This window comes from Microbacterium sp. Ag1 (genome assembly GCF_001005635.1).
Classification (GTDB): Bacteria; Actinomycetota; Actinomycetes; order Actinomycetales; family Microbacteriaceae; genus Microbacterium; species Microbacterium oxydans.
In genome coordinates this window covers 171,904-194,448 of sequence record NZ_LBCR01000031.1, presented here as the reverse complement: position 1 = coordinate 194,448, position 22,545 = coordinate 171,904, and the positions used below count along the sequence as shown (strand labels likewise).

At 69.0% G+C, this 22,545-nt stretch carries 24 protein-coding genes; 5 read left to right on the top strand and 19 right to left on the bottom strand.

Annotated features, from left to right (window positions below; translation table 11 throughout):
• Positions 1-22 precede the first annotated feature (22 nt).
• Positions 23-673 carry an MIP/aquaporin family protein gene (locus AAY78_RS12670; protein WP_046748641.1) on the bottom strand — a complete coding sequence of 217 codons (651 nt, stop codon included), beginning with the start codon at positions 671-673 and terminating at the stop codon, positions 23-25.
• Between the two features lie 240 nt (positions 674-913).
• On the opposite strand from AAY78_RS12670, the gene AAY78_RS12665 reads away from it, so the two are divergent.
• Both AAY78_RS12665 and AAY78_RS12660 read left to right on the top strand, forming a co-directional pair.
• Positions 914-2,299 carry an APC family permease gene (locus AAY78_RS12665; RefSeq protein ID WP_046748640.1) on the top strand — a complete coding sequence of 462 codons (1,386 nt, stop codon included), beginning with the start codon at positions 914-916 and terminating at the stop codon, positions 2,297-2,299.
• The gene (locus AAY78_RS12660) at positions 2,286-2,501 is read left to right on the top strand and encodes a hypothetical protein (RefSeq protein WP_046748639.1); all 216 of its coding nucleotides are present in this window, start codon (positions 2,286-2,288) and stop codon (positions 2,499-2,501) included. Before AAY78_RS12665 ends, AAY78_RS12660 begins: the two co-directional genes overlap by 14 nt.
• Positions 2,502-2,515: 14 nt before the next feature.
• On the opposite strand, the gene AAY78_RS12655 is transcribed toward AAY78_RS12660, so the two are convergent.
• From AAY78_RS12655 to AAY78_RS12645, 3 genes are all read right to left on the bottom strand, one after another.
• Positions 2,516-3,109 (bottom strand): isochorismatase family protein, encoded by a 594-nt coding sequence (locus AAY78_RS12655; protein ID WP_046748638.1) that lies wholly within the window; start codon positions 3,107-3,109, stop codon positions 2,516-2,518.
• Between the two features lie 93 nt (positions 3,110-3,202).
• Positions 3,203-4,219, bottom strand: a complete 1,017-nt coding sequence (gene corA, locus AAY78_RS12650) for a magnesium/cobalt transporter CorA (RefSeq protein WP_046748637.1) — start codon at positions 4,217-4,219, stop codon at positions 3,203-3,205.
• Between the two features lie 35 nt (positions 4,220-4,254).
• Positions 4,255-5,547, bottom strand: a complete 1,293-nt coding sequence (locus tag AAY78_RS12645; protein WP_046748636.1) for a serine hydrolase domain-containing protein — start codon at positions 5,545-5,547, stop codon at positions 4,255-4,257.
• A 96-nt stretch (positions 5,548-5,643) separates the two neighbouring features.
• Here AAY78_RS12645 and AAY78_RS12640 point away from each other — a divergent pair, with 96 nt between their 5' ends.
• Both AAY78_RS12640 and AAY78_RS12635 read left to right on the top strand, forming a co-directional pair.
• Positions 5,644-5,958 (top strand): DUF2470 domain-containing protein, encoded by a 315-nt coding sequence (locus tag AAY78_RS12640; RefSeq protein ID WP_197077699.1) that lies wholly within the window; start codon positions 5,644-5,646, stop codon positions 5,956-5,958.
• 62 nt (positions 5,959-6,020) lie between these two features.
• Positions 6,021-6,668 (top strand): biliverdin-producing heme oxygenase, encoded by a 648-nt coding sequence (locus AAY78_RS12635; RefSeq protein ID WP_046748635.1) that lies wholly within the window; start codon positions 6,021-6,023, stop codon positions 6,666-6,668.
• A gap of 7 nt (positions 6,669-6,675) precedes the next feature.
• Here the strand turns inward: AAY78_RS12635 and AAY78_RS12630 are convergent, their stop codons facing one another.
• Entirely contained in the window at positions 6,676-8,070 is a 1,395-nt protein-coding gene (locus AAY78_RS12630; RefSeq protein ID WP_046748634.1) for an ATP-dependent DNA helicase, read from the bottom strand.
• A 113-nt stretch (positions 8,071-8,183) separates the two neighbouring features.
• Between AAY78_RS12630 and AAY78_RS12625 the strand changes: the two genes are divergently transcribed.
• Complete coding sequence (locus AAY78_RS12625) at positions 8,184-9,254, top strand: hypothetical protein (RefSeq protein ID WP_046748633.1); 1,071 nt, start codon at positions 8,184-8,186, stop codon at positions 9,252-9,254.
• An 18-nt stretch (positions 9,255-9,272) separates the two neighbouring features.
• On the opposite strand, the gene AAY78_RS12620 is transcribed toward AAY78_RS12625, so the two are convergent.
• The 14 genes from AAY78_RS12620 to AAY78_RS12555 form a co-directional block, all read right to left on the bottom strand.
• Complete coding sequence (locus tag AAY78_RS12620; protein ID WP_082108679.1) at positions 9,273-11,273, bottom strand: cytochrome c oxidase assembly protein; 2,001 nt, start codon at positions 11,271-11,273, stop codon at positions 9,273-9,275.
• Between the two features lie 88 nt (positions 11,274-11,361).
• Positions 11,362-11,649 (bottom strand): HU family DNA-binding protein, encoded by a 288-nt coding sequence (locus AAY78_RS12615; RefSeq protein ID WP_017203554.1) that lies wholly within the window; start codon positions 11,647-11,649, stop codon positions 11,362-11,364.
• A 311-nt stretch (positions 11,650-11,960) separates the two neighbouring features.
• Positions 11,961-12,266, bottom strand: coding sequence for a 30S ribosomal protein S14 (gene rpsN / locus AAY78_RS12610; protein WP_017203557.1), 306 nt, complete (start codon positions 12,264-12,266; stop codon positions 11,961-11,963).
• A gap of 3 nt (positions 12,267-12,269) precedes the next feature.
• On the bottom strand, positions 12,270-12,440 hold the full coding sequence (gene rpmG / locus AAY78_RS12605; RefSeq protein WP_017203558.1) for a 50S ribosomal protein L33: 171 nt from the start codon (positions 12,438-12,440) through the stop codon (positions 12,270-12,272).
• On the bottom strand, positions 12,440-12,676 hold the full coding sequence (rpmB, locus tag AAY78_RS12600; protein WP_017203559.1) for a 50S ribosomal protein L28: 237 nt from the start codon (positions 12,674-12,676) through the stop codon (positions 12,440-12,442). The genes rpmG and rpmB overlap by 1 nt, the downstream gene beginning before the upstream one ends.
• Before the next feature lie 206 nt (positions 12,677-12,882).
• The gene (locus tag AAY78_RS12595) at positions 12,883-13,641 is read right to left on the bottom strand and encodes a DNA-3-methyladenine glycosylase (protein ID WP_046748632.1); all 759 of its coding nucleotides are present in this window, start codon (positions 13,639-13,641) and stop codon (positions 12,883-12,885) included.
• 1 nt (position 13,642) lies between these two features.
• Complete coding sequence (locus AAY78_RS12590; RefSeq protein WP_231589719.1) at positions 13,643-15,532, bottom strand: hypothetical protein; 1,890 nt, start codon at positions 15,530-15,532, stop codon at positions 13,643-13,645.
• On the bottom strand, positions 15,522-16,412 hold the full coding sequence (locus AAY78_RS12585; RefSeq protein ID WP_231589718.1) for a TIGR03943 family putative permease subunit: 891 nt from the start codon (positions 16,410-16,412) through the stop codon (positions 15,522-15,524). Before AAY78_RS12585 ends, AAY78_RS12590 begins: the two co-directional genes overlap by 11 nt.
• 4 nt (positions 16,413-16,416) lie before the next feature.
• Positions 16,417-17,457, bottom strand: coding sequence for a permease (locus tag AAY78_RS12580; protein ID WP_082108678.1), 1,041 nt, complete (start codon positions 17,455-17,457; stop codon positions 16,417-16,419).
• On the bottom strand, positions 17,454-17,870 hold the full coding sequence (locus AAY78_RS12575) for a Fur family transcriptional regulator (RefSeq protein WP_045263847.1): 417 nt from the start codon (positions 17,868-17,870) through the stop codon (positions 17,454-17,456). The genes AAY78_RS12580 and AAY78_RS12575 overlap by 4 nt, the downstream gene beginning before the upstream one ends.
• 46 nt (positions 17,871-17,916) lie before the next feature.
• Complete coding sequence (locus tag AAY78_RS12570) at positions 17,917-18,795, bottom strand: metal ABC transporter permease (RefSeq protein WP_378801817.1); 879 nt, start codon at positions 18,793-18,795, stop codon at positions 17,917-17,919.
• Positions 18,792-19,625: a metal ABC transporter ATP-binding protein gene (locus AAY78_RS12565; protein ID WP_046748631.1), complete on the bottom strand. Its 834-nt coding sequence runs from the start codon at positions 19,623-19,625 to the stop codon at positions 18,792-18,794. Before AAY78_RS12565 ends, AAY78_RS12570 begins: the two co-directional genes overlap by 4 nt.
• On the bottom strand, positions 19,622-20,677 hold the full coding sequence (locus tag AAY78_RS12560) for a metal ABC transporter solute-binding protein, Zn/Mn family (protein WP_046748630.1): 1,056 nt from the start codon (positions 20,675-20,677) through the stop codon (positions 19,622-19,624). The genes AAY78_RS12565 and AAY78_RS12560 overlap by 4 nt, the downstream gene beginning before the upstream one ends.
• 160 nt (positions 20,678-20,837) lie before the next feature.
• Positions 20,838-22,526 (bottom strand): glycoside hydrolase family 13 protein, encoded by a 1,689-nt coding sequence (locus tag AAY78_RS12555; RefSeq protein ID WP_046748629.1) that lies wholly within the window; start codon positions 22,524-22,526, stop codon positions 20,838-20,840.
• Between the last annotated feature and the right edge of the window lie 19 nt (positions 22,527-22,545).

Here is a 22,545-nt window from a genome sequence, read left to right as displayed (position 1 = left end):
CGCTTCGTGCATGCAGCGGTGGTTACTCCGCGGCGGCGATCTTCTTGGCGTCGTCCGTGTTGAGCACGCGGAACAGGATCGCCGCGATCACGGCACCGACGACCGGGGCGACGATGTAGAGCCACAGCGAGCTCCACGCGAAGTGGCCGCTCACCGAGAGGCCGAGTGCGACGGCGGGGTTGAAGCCACCACCGGAGATCGATCCGACGGTCGCCGCACCGACGAACACGGTCGCACCGATCGCGAGCCCGTAGAACGAGTTGCCGGCGGTGTCCTTCGACGTGGCCGTGTTGAGCACGACCCACACCAGGATCAGCGTGAAGAGCGCCTCGACCAGGAACGCCGGGCCGACCTCGATGACCATGGCCTTCTCGCCCGCCGGCCACACGGACATGCTGACGAGCGCAGCGACCGCACCACCGACGAACTGGGCGATGAGGTAGCTGATGAAGTCGACGACGCTGAGGCCGCCGCGCAGGAAGACACCGACCGAGACGGCCGGGTTGAGGTGAGCACCGGAGATGTGGCCCGTCGAGAACACGAGCACCATCAGGGTGAAACCGATCGCGAGCGGAGTCAGCGGGCTGTCGCTGTTCACTGCCGCGATGATCGCGAGGACGAAGAGGAAGGTGGCGATCGCTTCTGCGAGCGCCTTGCGTGCGGTACCGGTCATGAGAGAGCCCCTTGTCTTGGGAGTTCGAGAGAGGAAGCCCGCGCATCCGGCCGGTCCGCCCCTCGTGCGGCACCGAGGATATCGCCGCGCCGGCCGCGATTCCGGGAGCCGCGCGGGCTTTCTGTGAATCCGCTGAGTGCTCCGGGGCGGAGGCACGGAAGACGGCCGCCTGCCTCGTCGTCCGGTCCGGCCATGTCAACCCCGTGGTCGGACCGTTGAGCACCCGTTTAGCCTGCTGGCATGACCACCGAGACCGCGCCGCAGGTTGAATCCCCGACCCGCCTGCGGAGAGCGATCACCGGCCCCCTCCTGTTCGCGTTCATCCTCGGCGATGTGCTGGGTGCGGGCATCTACGCGCTGATGGGCGTGCTCTCCGAGAAGGTCGGGGGGATGCTGTGGGCCCCGCTGCTCCTGGCATTGCTGCTCGCCATGCTCACGGCCGGATCCTATGCCGAGCTCGTGACCAAGTACCCTCGCGCTGGGGGCGCTGCCGTGTTCGCGGAGCGCGCGTTCCACAGCCCCCTCGTCTCGTTCCTGGTGGGGTTCAGCATGCTCGCGGCGGGCGTGACCAGCGCGGCCGGACTCGCCATCGCGTTCGCCGGCGACTACCTTGGCACCTTCCTCGACCTGCCCACCATCCCTGTCGCGATCGCCTTCCTCGCACTCGTCGCCCTCCTCAACGCCCGCGGAATCCGCGAATCCATGGGCGCCAACCTCGTGATGACCGCGATCGAGCTCAGCGGCCTGGTGATCGTGATCGCCGTGGTGGCGGTCTTCTTCTTCGGCGGCGGCGGCGATGCCTCCCGCACCGTCGAGGGCCCTGAGGGGACCGGCGTCGCCATCGCCGTGCTGTCCGGAGCGGTCATCGCCTACTACTCCTTCGTGGGTTTCGAGACCTCCGCCAACATGATCGAAGAGGTGAAGAACCCGCGTCGCACGTATCCCCGCGCCCTGTTCGGAGCCCTCATCACCGCCGGCGCCGTCTACATCCTGGTGGGTCTCGCGAGCTCGATCGCCCTGCCTCCCGCCGAGCTGCAGGAGTCGAGCGGCCCGCTGCTGGCCGTGGTCGAGGCGACGGGAGCAGGCATCCCGTCGTGGCTGTTCAGCCTGATCGCGCTCGTCGCCGTGGCCAACGGCGCCCTGCTCACGATGATCATGGTCAGCCGTCTCACCTACGGCATGGCGGAGCAGGGGCTGCTTCCCGCCGCTCTCGGACGCGTGCTCCCGAAGCGCAAGACCCCATGGGTCGCGATCCTCACCACCACCCTCGTGGCGATGGGCCTGACACTCGTCGGCGATCTGGCCACCCTCGCCGAGACCGTGGTGCTGCTGCTCCTCGTCGTCTTCCTGAGCGTCAACGTCTCCGTGCTGGTGCTGCGTCGCGACCGCGTCGAGCACGACCACTTCCGTGTCTGGACCTTCGTGCCCGTGCTCGGGATCGCCTCCTGCATCCTGCTGCTCACCCAGCAGCGACCTGCGGTGTGGCTCTTCGGGGCGATCCTGCTCGCGGTCGGCGGCGTGCTCTACGCGCTGGCGCGCTGGAGCAGAAGACATGCGGACAAGAAGAACGCCCCCTCCGGCGGAGAGCCCGCCGGCGACCAGAAGGAGAACCATGAGCACGCCTGAACACACGACGGACGACGAGATGACGAGCGCGGAGAAGCGACACGATCAGCTGACATCAGCCCCCGACGCCACCGAGGCCGACGCCGCCCCCCGCGTCGAGGTCACCGAGCACGACGGCAACACCCGCATCGACATCGCCCCCGAGGCGCCGGTGCGTCCGGGTCCGGGGCCCGGCATGCCAGAGGCCGACCCCGAGGACTGAGTCCCTGCTCAGGGTCACGGCGCGGCGGAGGCCTCATCCACGGATGCGCCCACCCGCTCCCGGGTGCTGCCGATCGTGGCGAAACCGCGGGCGGCGAGGATGCTCTCGGTGCGTCGCATGATGTCCTCCCCCGATACCGCCGCCAGAGCACCCGCCGCCGGGATCGACGACGTCGTGGTGGCGTCCGTGATGAACTCGACCTCGAAGCCGAGGTCGGCAGCCACCCGCGTCGTCGTCTCGCAGCACTGCTCGGTGCGGATGCCGCACACCACCAGCCGGCGGATGCCATCACGGCGCAGCCTCTCCTCGAGGTCGGTCGACGCGAAGGCGTTGATGGTGGTCTTCGTCAACGCCGGCTCCGAGGCGAGAGGCTCGAGAGCATCGATCACGCGCACGAACCCGTTGACCGGGTCGAACACGCCGCCGGACCCGGGCTCGGAGTGGGTGACCCAGACGACCTCGTCCCCCACGCGACGGGCATGCGCGACGAGGAGCGCGATGTTCTCGAGCACGGCGGGGTTCGCGGTGGTCGCCCAGTCATCGGCGCGCTGACGGAACGACTCCTGCGCATCGACGACGAGCAGGGCGGTGTCGGAGTGAGCGTTCATCCGCTCATCGTCGCCCGTGCCTGGTTCGTCGGCAAGGAGAGGAACCGTCGCCGAGCATACGATTCCGGACAGCTCCGGCCACCGCGACGGCGCCTAGAGCCAGCCCTTGCGCTTGAACGCGGCGTAGAGGCCGAAGCCCAGCGCGACCATCATCGCGATCGCCATGGGGTAGCCGAGCAGCCAGTGCAGTTCGGGCATGTGGTCGAAGTTCATGCCGTAGATCGTGCCGACGAGCGTCGGGGCGAACAGGATGGCCGCCCACCCCGAGATCTTCTTGACCTCGTCGTTCTGACGGATGCTGAGCTCCGTCATCCGCCGCATCTCCTCGTTCTGGCGACGCGCGACGATGGTCGACTCCACCGTGAGCGCGTTGTCGAGCACGGTGCGGAACGTGGTCGCGCGGTCGCTCACGCGCAGCGTGTGATCCAGCACATCGCGAAGGTAGCGGCGCAGCTCCTCGCCCACCTCGTACTTGTCGGACCCGCGCAGGAGCGCCTCGAGCATTCCCGAGAGCGGCTGCGTTGCACGCTGGAAGTCGATGACCTCCCTGCCCAGGTCGTAGATGCGCTGCGTGGCGTCGGTGTCTTCCTCGAACAGCTGGCTCTCGATCTCGTCGATGTCGTTCTCGAGTCCGGCGAGCACGGGCGTGTACTCGTCGACGACCTCGTCGAGGATGGCGTAGAGCACGGCCTCAGGACCGTGGGAGAGGAGCGCAGGGTCGGCTTCCAGGCGCCGACGGACACGACCGAGATCGGGGGCTTCCGCGTGCCGGATCGTCACGACGAAGTCCGGCCCGACGAGGACGTGCACCTCGCCGAACTCGACCTCTTCGACGTCATCGAGATAGCGGGCGGGTCGCAGCACCATGAACAGCACGTCGCCGTAGCGCTCGAGCTTGGCGCGCTGATGACCGGAGAGGGCGTCCTCCACGACGAGCGCATGGATGCCGAACTCGTCGGCGACCTCGCGGATCTCCTCCTCGCTCGGCCGGTAGAGGCCTATCCAGCCCATGCCGCCGCGCTCGCGCATGCGCTCGAAGGTCTCGCTGAGCGTCACCGGGTTCTCGGTGCGGACGCCATCCACGTAGATCGCATTGTCGATGATCGCCATCGTCGCCCCTTCGCGTGCCTCTCAGTCGAAGCGGGTCACTCCGCAGCCGGCGGGGCGACGCACGGGATCGCGGCATCGGTGATCGCCTGGTGGTACTGCTCGGCGGTGAAAGGAAGACCAAACTCCGGCGCGGTCTGCCCTGCTGCGGCCGGAGCCTTCGACGCGATGGCCGCGAGCTCCCAGGAGAGCCGCTGGGAGAACACGTCGCCGCCCGTCGAGTCGTTGAGCACCACGGCCACGGTGAATCCGGTCGCCGGATCGGAGTATGCGGCGGTGGCGTAACCGGGTGTCCAACCGTGCTGGCCGATCATCGAGCCGACGAGGTAGGCGCCGCCGGTGGCCTGGTACCACGACGGGGCGCCTTCGGCGACCGGCAGCGGGGCGCCGAAGCGGTCCGGCTTGTCTTTGGTGCGAAGAGCCTGCTGCGCCTCGGCCTGCGCGTAGCGGCCGAGATCGGTGATGGTCGACACGACGCCCGAATCGGTGAAGCCCGTGCTGGAGGACAGCGTGGTGATGTCGACGGGGGCCGCGCAATCGAACCCTCCCTCGACCGCGTTGAGGTAGTGACCGTCCAGGGAAGCTCCGGTCCCCGGCTTCGCGGCGGCCGGTCCCGGCAGCGAGGTATCGGGGAGCCCGAGCGGATCGGTGACGTACTCGGCGATCAGTTCGGAGGCCGTCATGCCCGAAGCGCGCTCGAGGGCCAGGCCGAGCAGCAGGTATCCGGCGTCGGAGTCGCGGAAGGTCGTGTGCGGGGCGACCCGGTCGCGCGCCAGCCCGAACCCGGCGAGTTCCAGCGGGGACCACACCCGGTCAGGGGTGTTCATCCAGGCCGACTTCACGGTCGGCTCGGAGGATCCGGCACCGCTGGTCCCGTTGCAGAGATCGAGGAGCGTGATGCCCTCGTCGCGCATGTCCGCGACGCCGGAGACGTAGTCGGCGACGTTCGCATCCAGCTCGACCACCTTCCGGTCGGCGAGGGCGTAGAGGACGTCGCAGGTCATCAGACGGGTCACGTCCGCGATGCGGAACGACATGTCCGTCGACAGCTCGGTTCCACCCTCGCGATCCTGCGTGCCGATGCCCGCCACCCAGCTTCCGCTCCAGGGCGCCCACACGCCGACGATGGCGCCGGACGCCCCGGACGCGGTGAGCGCGTTCTCGACGGCCGCCTGCATCGCGGCGACGGTGTCGTCGGGAAGCGAGCCGTCCACCTGAGCGGGAGGCGTGTAGGAGAAGGACTCCTCGGAAGAGCATCCGGTGAGGACGAGAGCGAGCACGGCCGCCGTCGCCGTTGCGGCGCGCCACCGGCGCGACGAGAGAAGCTGCATGGATAGAACCCCCGAAGACGTGTCTCCCGAGTCTAGAGCGCCGATGCTGAAAGTCGGCCCCGCGACGGGGTCGGAGGTCGACATAGGGTGGGGAGCGTGCCCCACACCTTCGACGCAGACGTGATCACCGCCGTCCTCCGCCACATGAACGGCGACCACACCGACGACAACCTGCTCATCGCACGAGCCTTCGCCGACACCTCGGACGCGCACATCACGGACTCCGTCATGACCGGATTCGACGGCGAGGCGGGGACATGGGACATCACCCGCGACGGCATCGTGACCGAGCTGCGCGTGCCGTGGCCCGGCGGTCCGATCGCCGACCGCCCGTCCGTGCGCCGGGAGGTCGTGGCACTCTACGACGCCGCGTGCTCGCGCCTGGGCGTCGAGCCCCGACCGCACGCCTGACGACTGCGCACGCCTGCCGACTCGGACTTCCCCTGAGGTAAGGCAAGCCTTACACTTGCCTCATGCCCGAGATCCTCTCCTTCTCCGCCGCCCTGCGCGAGCGTTCGTCCGGATCGCACTCCCGCAGCGAGACCGCCGGCTTCATGTCCGACCTCCTGAAGGGCGAAGGGTCTCGCGAGGACTACATCTCGCTCGTCGCTCAGCACTACTTCATCTACGAGGCGCTCGAATCCGCAGGTGACCGCATGCGCCAGGATCCCGTGGCCTCCGTCTTCATCACCGACAAGCTCACCCGGCTCCCGGCGCTCGAAGCCGACCTCGAGTTCCTGCTCGGAGCCGACTGGCGCGAGCGGATCGTCGCCCTGCCGACGACGCAGCGCTACGTCGACCGCATCCGGCAGGTCGGCGCCACCTGGGCCGGCGGCTTCGTCGCGCACCACTACACCCGCTACCTCGGCGACCTGTCCGGCGGGATCTTCATCGGACGCGTGATGGCTCGCCGCTTCGGCTTCGAGACCAACGGCATCGGCTTCTACCTGTTCGATGACATCGCCGACCCCGCCGCGTTCAAGGACGTGTACCGCGAGCAGCTCGACGCCGCGCCGTGGGACGATGCCGAGCGCGAGCGCGTGATCGACGAGGTGCTGCTCGCCTACCGCTTCAACACCGAGCTGTTCGAAGACCTCGACCGCGCACGCGCCGCCGCCTGACCCGCGCTCAGCTCTTCGGCAGCTCCGGCGTCGATGCGGCCAGCCAGGCGTCGCGCATGAACCGACGCACGTCCTCGTCCACGCGGATGTCGCGGGGGCGCAGCGGACGCGACAGGTAGAGCCCCTCGAGCGAGGTCAGCCGGCTGAGAGCCACGTACGTCTGTCCCGGTGCGAACGCTCCGGAGCCGAGGTCGATGATCGCGCGCTCATAGGTCTTGCCCTGCGACTTGTGGATCGTGACCGCCCACGCCAGCCGCAGCGGGAACTGCGTGAACTCGGCCACCACGTCGCGGGTGAGCTTCTTGGTGTTCTGGTCGTACGCGTAGCGGAACCGTTCCCATACGGCGGGCTCGACGTCGACCTCCTCGCCGTCGATGTCGACCCGCACGGCACTTCCGAGGATGCGCACCACCGTCCCGATCGTGCCGTTGACCCAGCGCGGCGGCTCGCCAGACATCGCGGTGTCGTTGCGCAGGAACATGACCTGCGCGCCGACCTTGAGCTTCAGCTCCGACTCGGCGGGGAGCGCGGCCTCGCCCCTCCCGAAGTCTCCGCTCACCTCTGCGCGCGCGGTCTGCTCCTTACCCGGCAGCGCAGCCAGGTGTCGGCTGTTGATGCTGTTCACGATGTCGTTGCGCGTGGCGAGCGTGATCATCGGCACTTCACCCGGCTCGGGATCGGGCGGCGTCCGCGCGCCCTGGGTGTTGAGCACCCCGGCGATCTCGGCGGTGACGCGCCCGTAGCGGACGGCGTTCAGCATGGCCTTGAACCCGTCGTCGGACTGGCGATGGATCTGCACGAGCTCGCGCACGTGCAGCTCGGCACGCGTGTCGACAGCGAACAGGCCGTCCTGATCCGACTCGCCGGTCCCACCGCCGCCTCCCGCCCACACCTTCGCGTCGAAGAACCAGAACGAGCGGTAGTGGTCCTGCACGTAGCGGGCCTCGTCGCCGCGCGGCGGCACGGGAGCGAGCTGATACGGGTCGCCGAACATGACCACCTGCACGCCGCCGAACGGCTCACCCCTGCGGCCCCGTGCCTGCCGCAGCGAGCGGTCGATGGCGTCCATCAGGTCTGCATTGACCATGGAGATCTCGTCGATCACGAGCGTCTCGATCGCGTTCAGGATGCGGCGGGTCGCATCGTTCTGATCGATGTCCGCATCTCCGATCAGGCCGATCGGAAGTCGGAACAGCGAATGGATCGTCTGCCCCTCGACGTTGAGCGCCGCGACGCCGGTCGGCGCGCAGATCGCGATCTGCTTCTTCGTGTTCCAGGCGAAGTGCTGAAGGAGGGTCGATTTGCCCGTACCGGCTCGTCCGGTGATGAAGACGTGTTCACCGGTGTCCTCGATGAGCCGGAACAGCTCTTGCTGCTCCTCGGACAGGGCGGGAAGGGACACGGTTCTCACAGGGGCAGCGGACGGACAGGGCGCTCGTCCATGCTACGTCCCGGCATCCGCGCACGGCCGCCGACGCTCGGCGTCCCCCCAGGACGCCCTCCTAGACTGACGCCATGGACCGGGCACGTGCGAGCGCGCCCCGGCGCGCGCGCCTGGGGGTCGACCTGGCGATGCTCGCCGTCGTCGGCCTCGTGCTCGTCGCCGCTCTCGGGGCAGGCGGAGCCACGCTCTACCAGCAGTTCTACGGACCGTCGGCATTCGTCGTGCGCTACCTCGACCTGCTCTCCTCCGGCCGCGCCGCCGATGCGCTGCGCGTGCCGGGTGTCGCGGTCGATCGCGAGACCCTCGACGCCGCCGGCATCGATCCCGCCGCGTCCGAGGCCATGCTCCGTCACGCCGCGCTCGCCCCCCTGACCGATGTGAAGGTCACCTCCGAGGAGCCGGCGGAAGGCGGTACGGCCGTCACCGTCGACTACCGGGCGAGCGGCCATCCGGGAACCAGCACCTTCCTGATCGAGCAGGACGGATGGGCGGGCGTCACCCCGAACTGGCGCTTCACCACCAGCCCGCTGGCCGTGGTGGATCTGACGCTGCGTGGCGCAGACCGGTTCGCCGTGAACGGGTTCGAGGTCGACAGGCGCCAGATCTCGGTCGACGGGGTCGACGCCGCCTCGCTCGACCCGCTGCCCCTGCTCGTCTTCACACCGGGACTGTATGCCGTGACGGTCGACACCCCGATCTCGACCGCCTCGGGCCACGGGGTGCTCGCGGACACACCGCTGGCCATCACGCCGCTCGATGTGCAGACCGAGCCGACGGAGGCGTTCATCGACGTGGTCCAGGAGCGCGTCGAGTCCTTCCTCGCCGAGTGCACGACGCAGGAGGTCCTCCAGCCGACCGCCTGCCCGTTCGGCCTGCGGGTCACGAATCGTCTCGCGTCCGCTCCGAAGTGGTCGATCGCCACCCAGCCCCGTGTCACGGTCGCACCCGACGGCGGACAGTGGCAGATTCCGTCGACGGACGCGGTCGCCCACGTCGACGTCGACATCAGGTCGCTGTTCGACGGCAAGGTCCAGCCGCTGTCCGAAGACGTGCCGTTCCAGCTCAACGGGACGATCACGATCCTGCCGGACGGCACGGCATCGATCAGGGTCGGCTCCCCCAGCGAAGCCCCGGTCGACTGACCGGACCTCGCTTCGGCGTCAGCGCCCCTCGCGGCTGTCGCGCTCGGCGAGGGCCGCCAGCTTGGCGTTGTACTCCTCGAGCTCCGCGTCCCCGGTGCGGTCGGCATGCCGGTCGCGGCGCTTCTGCAGCTTCGTGTCGCTTCGGCTCCACTGGATCGCGACGGTGATCGCGAGGATCAGGGTGGGGATCTCGCCGATCGACCATGCGATGCCGCCCCCCACGTACTGGTCCATCATCGGGTCGACACCCCAGTCGCGCCCCATCGAGCCGAACCAGTCGGCGACCATGAGGCCTTCCTGCATCATGATGGCGATGCCGAAGAAGGCGTGCATCGCCATCACCGCGATCAGGGTGATCAGACGGCCAGGGTACGGCAGACGGTACGGGACGGGGTCGACGCCGATCAGGCTCATCACGAACAGATAGCCCGAGATCAGGAAGTGGATCACCATCCACTCGTGGCCGAGGTGCTCGTACATCGACCACCGCACCAGATCGGTGAAGTAGAAGGCCCACAGCGACAGGATGAAGATCGCGGCAGCGACGAACGGGTGGGTCACGACGCGCGCGAACGGAGAGTGCACGGCCCACATGATCCATTCGCGACCACCGCGCGTGCCGTCGTCGCGCTTGTGGATCGCGCGGAGGGCGAGCGTGATGGGGGCGCCGGAGACCATCAGCAGCGGGATGGCCATCGACAGCATCATGTGGCCCATCATGTGGATGCTGAACAGGTACTCCTGGTACGCGTTGAGCGGGCCGCTGGTCACCCAGACCAGCAACAGCATGCCGAGCACCCAGAACACGGTGCGATGGATCGGCCACCGGTCGCCGCGCAGCCGCAGGCGTCGCACGCCGGCGAGGTACAGGAACAGGCCGAAGCCGGCAGCGACGAGCCAGAGCACGTCGAAGTCCCAGGCGGTGAACCAGCGCTCCAGCGTCAACTCCGGAGGCAGCGTCGAGCCGGTGAGGATCTGTGCGGGGGTCTGGGCGAAGGCAGCGACCTCACCGGTGGGCGGAGGCGTGCGTGCGAGAGCGGCTGCCGCACCCGAGGCGAGGCCCATCAGCGCGACCTCGCACAGCACCAGGAGCCAGAACCAGCCCGCAGCGCGCTGACCCGTCAGCTTGGGGATGAGGCGGGCCCGGTACCAGGCGCCCAGCAGTCCCATGCCCCCGAGGAGGGCGATCTTGGCGAGCACGATCCAGCCGTACGGAGTCGCCCACAGGGCCTCCCAGCTCCCGACCGCGACGACCGACCGCGTGACCCCCGAGAACGCCACCACGGCGAACGCGGCGATCGCCAGGGAGGAGTAGCGGCCGACGAGGCGCACGGGGTCGACGTCGGTCCGCCCCCGCAGCAGCACGAGCAGCAGGAGGCCACCGAGCCAGACCGCGGCGCCGATCGTGTGGAGCAGGATCGAGTTCACCGCCATGTTGTGCCCGGCGAGGTCTCCGGCGTGCCCCTGCGTCGCGAGGGGGAGGAAGGACGCCGCGGCGAGCAGCGCCGTGATGAGCGTGGGCGTCCACGAGCGCCAGGCGAACGCCAGCACCGTGATGATGGCACCGAAGATGGTGGTGATGAGCCAGGACTGACCCAGCGGCAGCTCCAGCAGGAAGCGGCCGAGCTGAGAGCCGAACTCGCGCTCGATGCTGAGCTTCGGGTTGAAGGCGGCCATGAAGGCCAGGAACCCGGCGAGGCCCGCGGACACCGTGAACACGGCGGCACCGACCGAGGCGATGTTCAGAGCCGCATCGAAAGACCGCTCCCCCGCGCGCAGACCGAAGAGCGCGAGCACGAGCGAGCCGAGCATGACGGCACCGGAGACGTTCATGACGAGCTTGGCCACAGGCGTGCCCCAGAGCACGAACGGACCGGGGTCCTGCAGCAGGGGCGGCTTGGCCCCGCCGCCCACGAGGAGCGCCAGCACCAGGGCCACGAGGGCGGCGACGAGGAGGATGGCGACGCCGGAGACGCGATACGCCGAAATCCGACTCGTCGACTCGCTGCGGGAACTCACCCCTCCAGCCTAGGCGCGCCCGGCGATGAGAAAGCACGAAGGCCGCTCCCGTCGGAACGGGAGCGGCCTTCGAAGAGGTGCGGTCGAATTACTTGACGGCAGCCTTGAGCTTGGAACCAGCGGTCACCTTGACGCGCTTGCCGGCCGGGATCTTGATCTCGGCACCGGTCTGCGGGTTGCGGCCCGTGCGAGCAGCGGTGTCGACCTGCTCGAAGGAGATCCAGCCCGGGATGGAGACCTTGCTGCCCTTGGCAACAGCGTCGGAGACCGTGGCGAACAGCGAGTCGAGGACACCGGAGACGGTGGCCTGGCTCTGGCCGGTGGCGGAAGCGATGCTCGCGACGAGCTCGGTCTTGGTGATGGACTTGTCAGCCATGTCATCCTCCAGCGACGAAGACCGTCGCATCGTTGTGGGGTGTCGGAGCGGATGCTCCTGGTCTGTCGACCGCCTTGAATGTACCAACGACCACCCTCATTTCCGCGTCATTTCGCGGGTTTTGGGCAATTACTGGGCGTGTCGCGTCACTTTTGTCACTCCAGTCACATGTTCGGGGGCCTCGGCGGGCGGGAGAGCAGGTCCAGGAAACGGCCTGATCCGGCGTGATCACCTGACCCGGCGCGCGGTGCAGGGACGCGAAAGGGGCGAGGACCCGAAGATCCTCGCCCCTATCGACTGTCTGCTGAGACTTACCAGCTCGACTTGGTGACACCGGGCAGCTCGCCACGGTGTGCCATGTCACGGAAGCGGACACGCGAGATGCCGAACTTCGTGAGGACACCGCGGGGGCGGCCGTCGATGACGTCGCGCGAACGCACGCGAGCCGGCGACGCGTTGCGCGGCAGCTTCTGCAGGCCGACGCGTGCGGCCTCGCGGGCCTCGTCGGTGGCGTTCGGGTCGATCAGGGTCTTCTTCAGCTCGGCGCGACGCTCGGCGTAACGCTCGACGATGACCTTGCGCTGCTCGTTGCGAGCGATCTTGCTCTTCTTAGCCATTGATCAACGCTCCTCTCGGAATTCGACGTGCTGACGGATGACCGGGTCGTACTTCTTGAGCACGAGGCGGTCGGGGGTGTTGCGGCGGTTCTTCTTCGTCACGTACGTGTAACCCGTACCTGCCGTCGAACGCAGCTTGATGATCGGACGGACGTCCTGAGCCTTCTTGGCCATTAGAGCTTCACACCCTTCGCCTGGAGGTCCTTGACCACGTTCTCGATGCCGCGGACGTCGATCACCTTGATGCCCTTGGCGGACACGTTGAGCGTGATCTTACGACCGAGCGAGGGAACGAAATACGTCTTCTTCTGCACGTTCGGGTCGAAGCGGCGCTTCGTCCGGCGGTGCGAGTGCGAGACATTGTGTCCGAAGCCGGGAACAGCTCCGGTCACCTGGCACACTGCTGCCATGATGTGACTCCTTCTATACCGTGAGGCCGGACGGCCCCACCCAAGATCCCTTGTCTGCATACGACCACGACCCGCCGATCTCTCGGCCGCAGAAGGGGAAGCATGCGAACTGCGCACAGGAGTGTGCGCAGACAAAGAGTCAGTTTAGCACGGCCGGCGCCGCGGTTCGCATCGCGCACACGGCACCATCTCAGGCCGACATCGTCTCAGCCCGACATCGAGCCGTTCGCGCGACTCGACGCCTCGGCCGCACCGCGTCCCCATCGGAACGGGGAAACCGTGGGATCCGCGTCGATCCAGAAGCGCCACGGGAATGCCGCGGTCCCCGCGACGCCTGCCACTCCGACCCGAGGGCCGCTCACCACGTCGTCGCGCTGCGGCCCCAGCCAGAGTTCCGCCCGCGCCCCGTGCTGCTGGCCTGCCGTGACGGCGTCGATCCCGTCGTGCAGCGGATGTCGCAGGCCCACAGCCTGCCCGAGGCGGCCCGGCCCGCGGGCGAGGTCCCGCAGCGCGATGCGTCCGAGCGGAAGGGCGACGCCACGACGCAGGGCTGCAGCCTCCACCCCTGCCACGACCTCACCGGCGCGGAGCAGCACGCCGTCGCCCTGTCCCTCCGGTCCGCACACGACGTTGACGCAGGAGTGGATGCCGTGGCTCAGGTACACGTAGAGACGCCCCGGCTCACCCCACATGGTCGAATTGCGCGCCGTCCGTCCCATGCGGGCGTGCGAGCCGGGGTCGGGGATCTCCCCCGTGCCCTGCCCGTGATAGGCCTCGACCTCGGTGATGCGCAGCCGCACCTCGACCGGGTCCGCCTCCGTCGCTGTGGAGATGAACGTGCGCAGCTCTCCACCCAGCAGGCGCGGAGCGACGTCGACGGCGGAGCCGCTCAGGTCGGTGCGGGCGGCGCGGTGCAGAGCCTCCTGCGGCTCTGCACCGCGCACGGGGTCGGGGCCGCCGGTCATCTCAGAATCTCGGGGCCGTCTGGCACCACGAGGCGTCGAAGCCGGTGAGGGCCACGAGCTCCTTGCCCGAGTCCATGTCGATCAGGTGCGTCTCGACGTTCTCCGGAAGCGGCAGCAGCATCCCGTCGTAGGCGTTGTTCGCCAGGTCGGGCGCGACGACGACGGCGGCATACTGACCGCTCGGCGATGCACAGGCCTGGAGGATCGAGTCCGTCGACCCGACCTCGACCAGCGGGGTCGCCGCACCGTCGTCGTCCACCCGCACGACCACCTGTCCGATCGGGAGACCCTCTTCGTCACGCGCGACGACGTGACGCAGTGTGCCGCCGGGGAACGGAGTGATGGAGCTCGCCGTGCCGTAGTCGGGGTCCGAAGCGGCGAGGGGCTGCTCCGAGCCGTCGGCCAGATCGAGTTCGACCACGGCTCCGTCGAGCCGCTCCACGATCGCGGTGTACGTGCCTCGGGAGATCCCCTGGATGGTGGCCGCGAGACCGAGCGACTGCACGCCGGCATCGGTCGAGCGGTCGACGAGCGAGAGCGCTCCGTCGAAGTCGATGAACAGCACTGCCGCGCTGTCGGGAACGAACTGCCACACGAAGACGCTCGCCTCGGCACCGGCGACCTCGATGATCTGAGGGTCGTCGTCGCCGCTCAGCGACTGCGTGACGAGGACGCTCGCGCGCCCTTCGGTATCGCTGAGCTCCTTGTCCGAGTAGCTGTAGCCGACGAGGCCGCCGCGCTCGGAGACCTGGATCGCCCCCACGTAGCCGTCACCGGGGAGCTTCAGCTCACGCTGGTTCTTGCCGTCGCGGTCCATCACGAGCAGGCGGGATCCGTCGTCCTCCTCGACCGAGACCACGAGCTGCGTCGATGTCGCACGGAAGTCGTTGATCTTGTCGTGCTCGAACACCGCGACGGCCTTCTCTCCGCTGAGGTCGGTGAGGAAGATCTTGTCCTTGCCCTCGACGTCGCGGCGTAGCAGGAAGATGTTCGACGGCGGCGTCGTGAAGCTCGTGGTCAGCGTCGTCGTCGGGCCGCCTCCGGCACCGACGACATCGGCCACGCGGATCGTGTACTCGGTCGAATCGTCGAGCGGGACGGTGAATCGCACCCCCACGCCGCGACCGGAGGCATCGACGGTGAACGGCACCGCCGGCTCGACCGTCACCTGCGCGGGGTCGATGTCGGCGAGCGCCTGGTTCGCGGTGAGGATGACGCGGCTGCCTGAGGACTCGATCGCCTGCGCGGCGTTCACCTGTACGTCGCTGATGCGCGGTCCCTGGAGCAGGCTCGCGACACCCAGCCCCGTTCCGACGATGACGAGGACACCCAGCACGGCGGCGAGCGTGACGACGAAGCGACGACGGCTCCCCGGGGTCTGCCCGGGCTCCGGCTCTGCCGCGACGCGAGGGGCCGGAGGCGTGTTCGGCTCCGCCGCCTCTGCGCCCTCCCTCTCGACGTCCGGGGCCGCGCCGACGAACACGGGCTCAGTCGCGAGCGGGACGGGCGGAAGGATGGTCGCCTCCGCGTCTTCTCGGGCTGAAGCCTCGAAGGCTGCCATCTTCCGGGCTGCGGCCTCCTGCTCGGCGACCTCGCGGTCGCCCGCCTCGCGCACCGCAGCTTCACGGACGGCAGCTTCACGGAGGACTGCCTCGTCTGCGACGGCATCCGGCTGGTCGGCAGACGAGGGATCCGCGGACGCCGTAGCGGCAGACGAGGGATCCGCGGTGTGCGGAGCGTGGTCCGGCGCCGCGGCGACGTGTTCGGCGGAGGCGATCACGCGGTCGATCCGCTCCGCCTCCGCTGCCTCGGCGGCTTCTCGCGCCGCACGCATCTCCGCGCGTGTGCGCGGGACGGCGGGCACCTCTGGGCGCTCGTCGTCAGTACTCATAGGGATCCCCCGGCTCGTCGATCGCGACGACGTCGGTCGGTTCAATGCGGAGCTTCCCATCGGCATCCGCACGCACAGTTCCGGTGATCTCGACCCATTGGCCGGTCGCGTAGTCGTCGGGCTTCACGTCGACGGGGAGGATGGCGGTCTGCGCGTCGATCACGCAGTGCGTGATGACCAGGCGGGTGAGATTGACGCCGTCGTCGGCATCGTCCGGGGTCACGAACCCCGTGAGCTTCACCGGCGCACCGTCATACGCGGCAGTGTTCGTCGCTGCGGCGAACACGCTCGCCCAGTCGCCGACGCCGAACGTCGAGGTGTCGGCGACCCCGAGGGCCACCGTGTCGGCACCGGCGAACAACGCACTTTGCTCTCCCGCGCGCGACATCGCGAGCTCGACGGACAGCGAGGCGGGCGGCAGCACGAGGCCGGCCACCACCACCCCGGAGGCGATGACGCCACCCGTGACGGCGGCGACCCCGGCAAGTGTGCGGCGCGACGAGGGCGCAGTGGCTGGGCGCCCGTCGCCGTCCTCCGGGTCGGCGTGCTCCAGGTCGGCGTGATCCCGGGCGGCGCTCTCCGCGCGTGACTTGAGGCGTGTGGGCGCAGGGGCATGCCCGTGATCGTGACCGTGGTCGCTCTCCTCGCCGAGCGGGAGGGTGCACGACCAGATCGCACCGGCCAGGGTGACGACGGCGGCTGTGCACGCGAACCACACCGACTCGGGGCTGATGTAGAGGGTGAGGCGTCCGGTGAGACCGAGACCGAGGGTGACGACCGAGATCACGGCGGCCAGCCCCACACCCAGCCAGCGGGTGCCGAGAGCGCGAACGCGCGCTGCGGTGGGCGAAGACAGCGCCACGGGCTCAGACAGTGCCACGTGCTCAGACAAGGACGTTCACCCCGATCCCGATGGCGAAGGCCGCGGCGAGCACGATGCCGACGATCCCGACGAGCGTGCGGCCCGTGAAGGTCGTGCGCATGAGCGCGAGCATCTTGATGTCGACGAGCGGCCCGACGAGCAGGAAGGCCACGATCGCGCCGGACGAGAACGTCGACGCGAACGACAGCGCGAAGAAGGCGTCGACATTCGAGCAGATGGCCACCGTCATCGCGAGGGCCATCATCGCGACGATCGACAGCACCGGGTTGGAGCCGATCGCCAGCAGCCACTCCCGCGGGATGAGCACCTGCACGGCTCCGGCGAGCGCCGAGCCGATCACGAGCGCGGGCATCACGGCGCGCAGCTCGATGAGGAACTGCGTGAGGCTGCGGCGCACAGGGGTGCCCGGTTCGTGGGTCACCCGGTCGCAGGTGTCGACGAAACGCTGCGTGAGCATGCCGTCGGGGTCGGGGTGGCGGCTGTAGATCCAGCCGATCAGGTTGGCGATCAGGTAGCCGCCGACGAGGCGGGCGACGAGGATGCCGCCGTCCCAGCCGAACGCCGCGTGCGTGGTGAGGATCACGATCGGGTTCACGATCGGTGCGGCGATGAGGAAGGTCATCGCCTCCGCCGGCGCGAGGCCGCGCATCATGAGTCCACGGGCGAAAGGAACGTTGCCGCACTCGCACACCGGGATCAGCATGCCGAGCAGCGACAGCACCGCGCGACGGGCCCACGCGCGTTTCGGCAGCCAGCGGTGGATGACGTCGGCAGGAAGCCAGACCTGCACCACGATCGACAGCAGCACACCGAGGATCACGAACGGCAGGGCTTCGATGAGCACGCTCAGCGCGAGCGTGAGGCCGTCCTGCGCGCGGGTGGGCAGTGAGGCGGGGAACAGCTTCGGCAGGAAGGCGTCGATCAGGAACAGGGCGGCGATGATGGCCGCGCCGAGGCCGACGCCGATCCATGCCGAACGCGGCGAGGGTGCCGGGCGATGGGAGTGGCCGTGACGGGTCGCCGTTGCTGCCGAGGAGCTCACGCGGACGCGGCCCTCTCGGCATCGCGCTTGTTCGCGCACGGAGTGCACAGTCCGAAGATGTCGACCACGTGCGCGGCCTCGGTGAATCCGTGCAGGGCAGCCGTGCGGTGCGCCCACTGCTCGACGTCCTTGGCCTCGATCTCGACGGTCAGACCGCAGGACCGGCAGATCAGGTGGTGGTGGTGGCCCTGCGTGGTGCATGCCCGGTAGAGCGCCTCACCCTCGGGGCTCTGCAGCGAGTCGGCGTCTCCGGAGGCGGCGAGCCCGGCGAGGGCGCGATAGACCGTGGCCAGGCCGATGCCGGTGTTGTCATCGCGCAGCGAGGCGTGCAGGCTCTGCGCGCTCACGAATCCGCGCGCGTCGGCGAGTGCTTCGCGCACGCGTTCGCGCTGCCAGGTGTTCCGCTGAGCCATAAGAAGAGTCTAGGCCGCGGCGATCAGCGGGGGCTGGGAGTGGATCTCAGGCCTGGACCCGGCGGATGCGGGCACGCGAGCGCTGCACGATCCAGCAGATCACGTAGATCGTGAACGACAGCGTGGTGATGTAGGGACTCACGGGCAGCGTTCCGGCGAGGGCGAGCAGGATGCCGCCGACCGCGGAGACGAACCCGAACAGCGCAGCCAGCAACGGCACCGCGATGGGGCCGGCCGTGACGCGCATCGCGGCGGCGGCGGGCGTGACCAGCAGTGCCATCACGAGGAGCGCGCCGATGATGTGCACGCTCACGGCGACGATCAGGCCGAGCAGCACCATGAACAGCAGACTCACGGCGCGGGTCGGCACCCCGCGGGCGGCGGCCGATTCCGGGTCGAGCGAGTCGAAGCGCAACGGGTTCCACATCACCAGCAGCCCGATGAGCACGACCATGCTGATGCCGATCAGCCACCCGAGGTCGGGGCTCGAGACCGAGACGATCTGCCCCGTCAACAGGCTGAAGCGGTTGGCGCTGCGACCGTCGTAGAGCGACAGGAACAGGATTCCGAGACCGAGACCGAACGGCATGAGCACACCGACGATCGAGTTGCGGTCCCTGGCCTTGGCCCCGAGCACGCCGATCAGGATCGCGGCGACGAGGGCACCGCCGAGGGATCCGGCCACCACGCTGCCGCCGAAGAGCAGGGCCGCCGCCGCGCCCGCGAAGGAGAGCTCGCTCACGCCGTGCACGGCGAAGGCCAGGTCGCGCTGCATCACGAAGACGCCGATCAGGCCGCCCACGATCCCGAGCACGGCTCCCGCGATGATCGAGTTCGCGAGCAGGGCGACGAGCTCGCCGTAGTCCTGGAAGGAGAAGATGTCATCCCAGCCGACCATGGGCGCGATGGCTGCCGCCGCGTTCATGCCGCTCCCCCGTGCGCGTGATCACCGTGATCGTGGTGAGGCTCGGCGTCCGGCACGCCCACGACGACCAGACGATCTCCGGCGCGGAGGACGAACACCGGGGTGCCGTAGAGGTCGGTGAGCACGCGGGTCTGCAGCACCTCGTCGGGGGTTCCCAGCAGGAACCGCCCGCCGGCGATGTAGAGGATGCGGTCGACCCGCCCGAGGATCGGGTTGATGTCGTGGGTGACGAACAGCACCGCCGCCTCGCGCTCACGGCGCTGACGGTCGATGATGTCGGTCACGGCGACCTGGTTGGCGAGGTCGAGGTTCGACAGCGGCTCGTCGCACAGCAGGAGTGCGGGCTCGTCGGCGAGGGCCTGGCCGACCCGGAGCCGCTGCTGTTCGCCGCCCGAGAGCAGTCCGACGCGGCGATCCGCGAAGTGGGAGGCACCGACCGCGTCGAGCAGTCGGTCGACCTTCGCCCGGTCGCCGCGGTGCGGGATGGGAAAGCCGAAGCGGCTGCCCTGCACCCCGAGGGCGACCAGGTCGCGGGCCCGCATGCTCGTGTCGGGGGCGAGATTCCGCTGCTGGGGGATGTACCCGATGCGGGAGTTGCCCCGATGGACGGGTTCACCCGCCACGCGGATCATCCCGGATGACAGCGGCTGCAGGCCGAGGATGCTGCGCAGGAGCGTGGTCTTGCCCGACCCGGAAGGACCGAGCACGGCGATGAACTCCCCCGGTTCGACCGTGAGATCGAGGCCGGACCACAGCTCGCGATCCCCACGGTGCAGGGACGCGTCGGATATCTGGAGTACCGGCTTCTCGCGCTGAAGGGCGCCGCTCACGGCTGGACGGCGGCGGCGAGGCTCTTGATCGCGTCACTCATCCACTCAGAGTACGACGATCCGTCCTCGAGCAGCTCCGTGAAGGCGACGACCGGAACCCCGGCGTCCTTCGCCGCGGTCTCGACGCGCTGGGTCTCGGACCCCCCGGTCTGGGCGTTCGTCAGCAGCGCGGTGACCTGTCCGCTGTCGATCACGTTCAGCGCCTCGAGCAGCACGGCGGGCGCGACGTCAGTGCCCTCTTCGACCGACTCGGCGAAGCCCTCCGGGGTGACGTCCGTGAATCCGGCGGCGGCCGCGAGGTAGCCGGGCAGCGGTTCTGTGATGAAGACGTTGACGTTCGGCGCCTCCGCCTTGAGGGTCGCGAGCTCGGTCTCGAAGCCCTCGAGGTCGGCGGTGAGCGTGGCGGCGTTGGCGGCGAACTCCTTCGCGCCGTCGGGGTCGAGCTCGGTCAGTTCATCGGCGATGGCCTCGACGACATGGATCATCGTGTGCGGGTCGAACCACACGTGCTCGTTGAAGCCCTCGATGTGGTCGTGCCCCTCGTGGCCGTCCTCGCCCTCGGCGTGTTCGTGATCGTGGGCGTCCTCTTCAGGAGCTGTGCTCTCCTCGGGCACCTCGGTGGCCGTCTCATCGGCGTGATCGTGGTCGGCCTCGTCCGTGTGTCCCTCGTCGTCGTGCCCCTCGTTGCCGGGGAAGTCGTGCGAGTACTCGACGGCCGTCACCACGTGCGGATCCTTCGCATCCTGCAGCAGCGTGTCGATGAAGGCGTCGTACCCGCCGCCGTTCTCGATCACGAGTTCGGCCTTCTGCACGGTCAGCCGGTCGCGGGCGCTCGCCTCGTAGGAGTGCGGATCCTGCGACGCCGACGTGATGATCGACTGCACGTCGACGCGGTCTCCACCGATGGTCGACGCGATGTCTCCGTAGACGTTCGTGCTCGCCACGACCGTGATGGTGCCGTCGTCGCCCTCTCCCGCCGAGGGGGTCGAGCATCCGGCCAGCGTGAGTGCGGCGACGGATGCGAGGGCGAGGGCGACGACGGGCTTCTTCATGCTCTCACTCTAAACGCTAATGAGAACCATTATCAAATCGCCTCGGCCGCTCGGTCACCCATGGCCGAAACGGAGACGACCCGACGTCCGCGTGGTGTGTCAGTGCTCGACACCCCGCGCGGGGCGCGGATCATCTCCGTTTCGGCAAAGGGGCGGAAGCTCAGCCGAGCAGACCGGCCGGTGCGATCCAGGCCGTGGCCTCCCCGGGGAGCGCAGAGCCGTCGAGCGGGGCGCTCGCGAGCACGACATCCGCGGCCGCATCCCCGAGGTCGAACGGTTCCGTGCCGAAGTTCGACACGACCTGCCATCCGTTCGGCCGGGTGAAGCGCAGCACGTCGGCACGTCCGGTGTCGATCCACTCCAGGGTCTCCCCGGTCTGCAGCAGGTGTCGGAGGCGCAGGGCCTCGCGGTACAGCGACAGCGTCGACGCCGGATCGGCGGCCTCCACGTCGACCGCGTACTCCGCGAACCACTCGGGCTGCGGCAGGTGCGCGCCCTCGGCGCCGAAGCCGTACGAGGAGCCGGCCGCCGTCCAGGGAAGGGGCACACGGCATCCGTCACGGCCGAGCCCGTCGAACTCCGCACCGCGGAAGAACCCGGGGTCCTGACGCTGTTCCGGCGTGATCTGCGCCACTTCGTGCAGGCCGAGCTCTTCACCCTGATAGAGGTACGTGCTGCCGGGAAGGCCGAGCAGCAGCAGGGTCGCGGCGTGTGCCCTGCGGAGTCCGCCCTCGCGGTCGAGGCCGTCCGCCGGACCGCCGGCCTTGACCCACTCCGTGCCCTGCTTGACCGGTCGTCCGTTCAGGGCCGGGAGGCCGTAACGCGTGGCATGACGGGTGACGTCGTGGTTCGACAGCACCCAGGTGGTCGACGATCCGGTCTCCTGCGCCTGCTGCAGGTTGTCGGCGATGATGCTCCGGAACTGCCGTGCGTCGAAGTCGGCCACGAGCAGGTCGAAGTTGAATGCCTGGCCGAGTCCTTCCGCCGAGGCGTACTTCGCACGGCGCTCCGGGGTGTCCACCCACGCCTCGGCCACGGCCGTGCGCGGCGGGTCGTACTCGTTGAAGACCGCGCGCCACTCGGCATAGATCTCGTGCACGTCGTCGCGGTCGACCATCGGGTGCGTGCCCGAGGTGCGGTCCATCGCGTCGAGCTCGGCGCGCGAGGGAAGCGGCTCGCTGAGGTCCTTCGTGAGCATGTGGGCGACGTCGATGCGGAACCCGTCCACGCCGCGGTCCGACCAGAAGCGCAGAGTCTTCAAGAAGTCGGCGCGCACCTCGGGGTGGTCCCAGTTCAGGTCGGGCTGCTCCACGGCGAAGTTGTGCAGGTACCACTGCCCGTCCGCCACGCGCTCCCACGCGCTGCCGCCGAACACGGATTCCCAGTCGGTCGGCGGCTCGGAGCCGTCGGGACCGGTGCCCTCACGGAAGATGTAGCGCTCGCGCGCGGCCGACCCGCGTCCGGCGGCGAGCGCCTCCTGGAACCACTCGTGCTGGTCGGAGGAGTGGTTCGGGACGATGTCGACGATCACGCGGATGCCGCGGGAGTGCAGCGCCTCGACCATGTCGTCGAAGTCGTCGAGCGTGCCGAGCCGCGGGTCGACGTCGCGGTAGTCGGCCACGTCGTATCCGCCGTCGGCGAGTGCGGACGGGTAGAACGGGCTGAGCCATACCGCATCGATGCCGAGGCCCTGGAGGTAGTCGGCCCGGGAGACGATGCCGGGGATGTCGCCGATGCCGTCGCCGTTCGCATCGGCGAAGCTGCGCGGGTAGATCTGGTAGACGGCGGCCTGACGCCACCAGGCGGCGTCTTCGGCGGTGCGGGTCTCGACGAGAAGCGCGTCGGTCATGAGGGGAGAACTCCTTCTC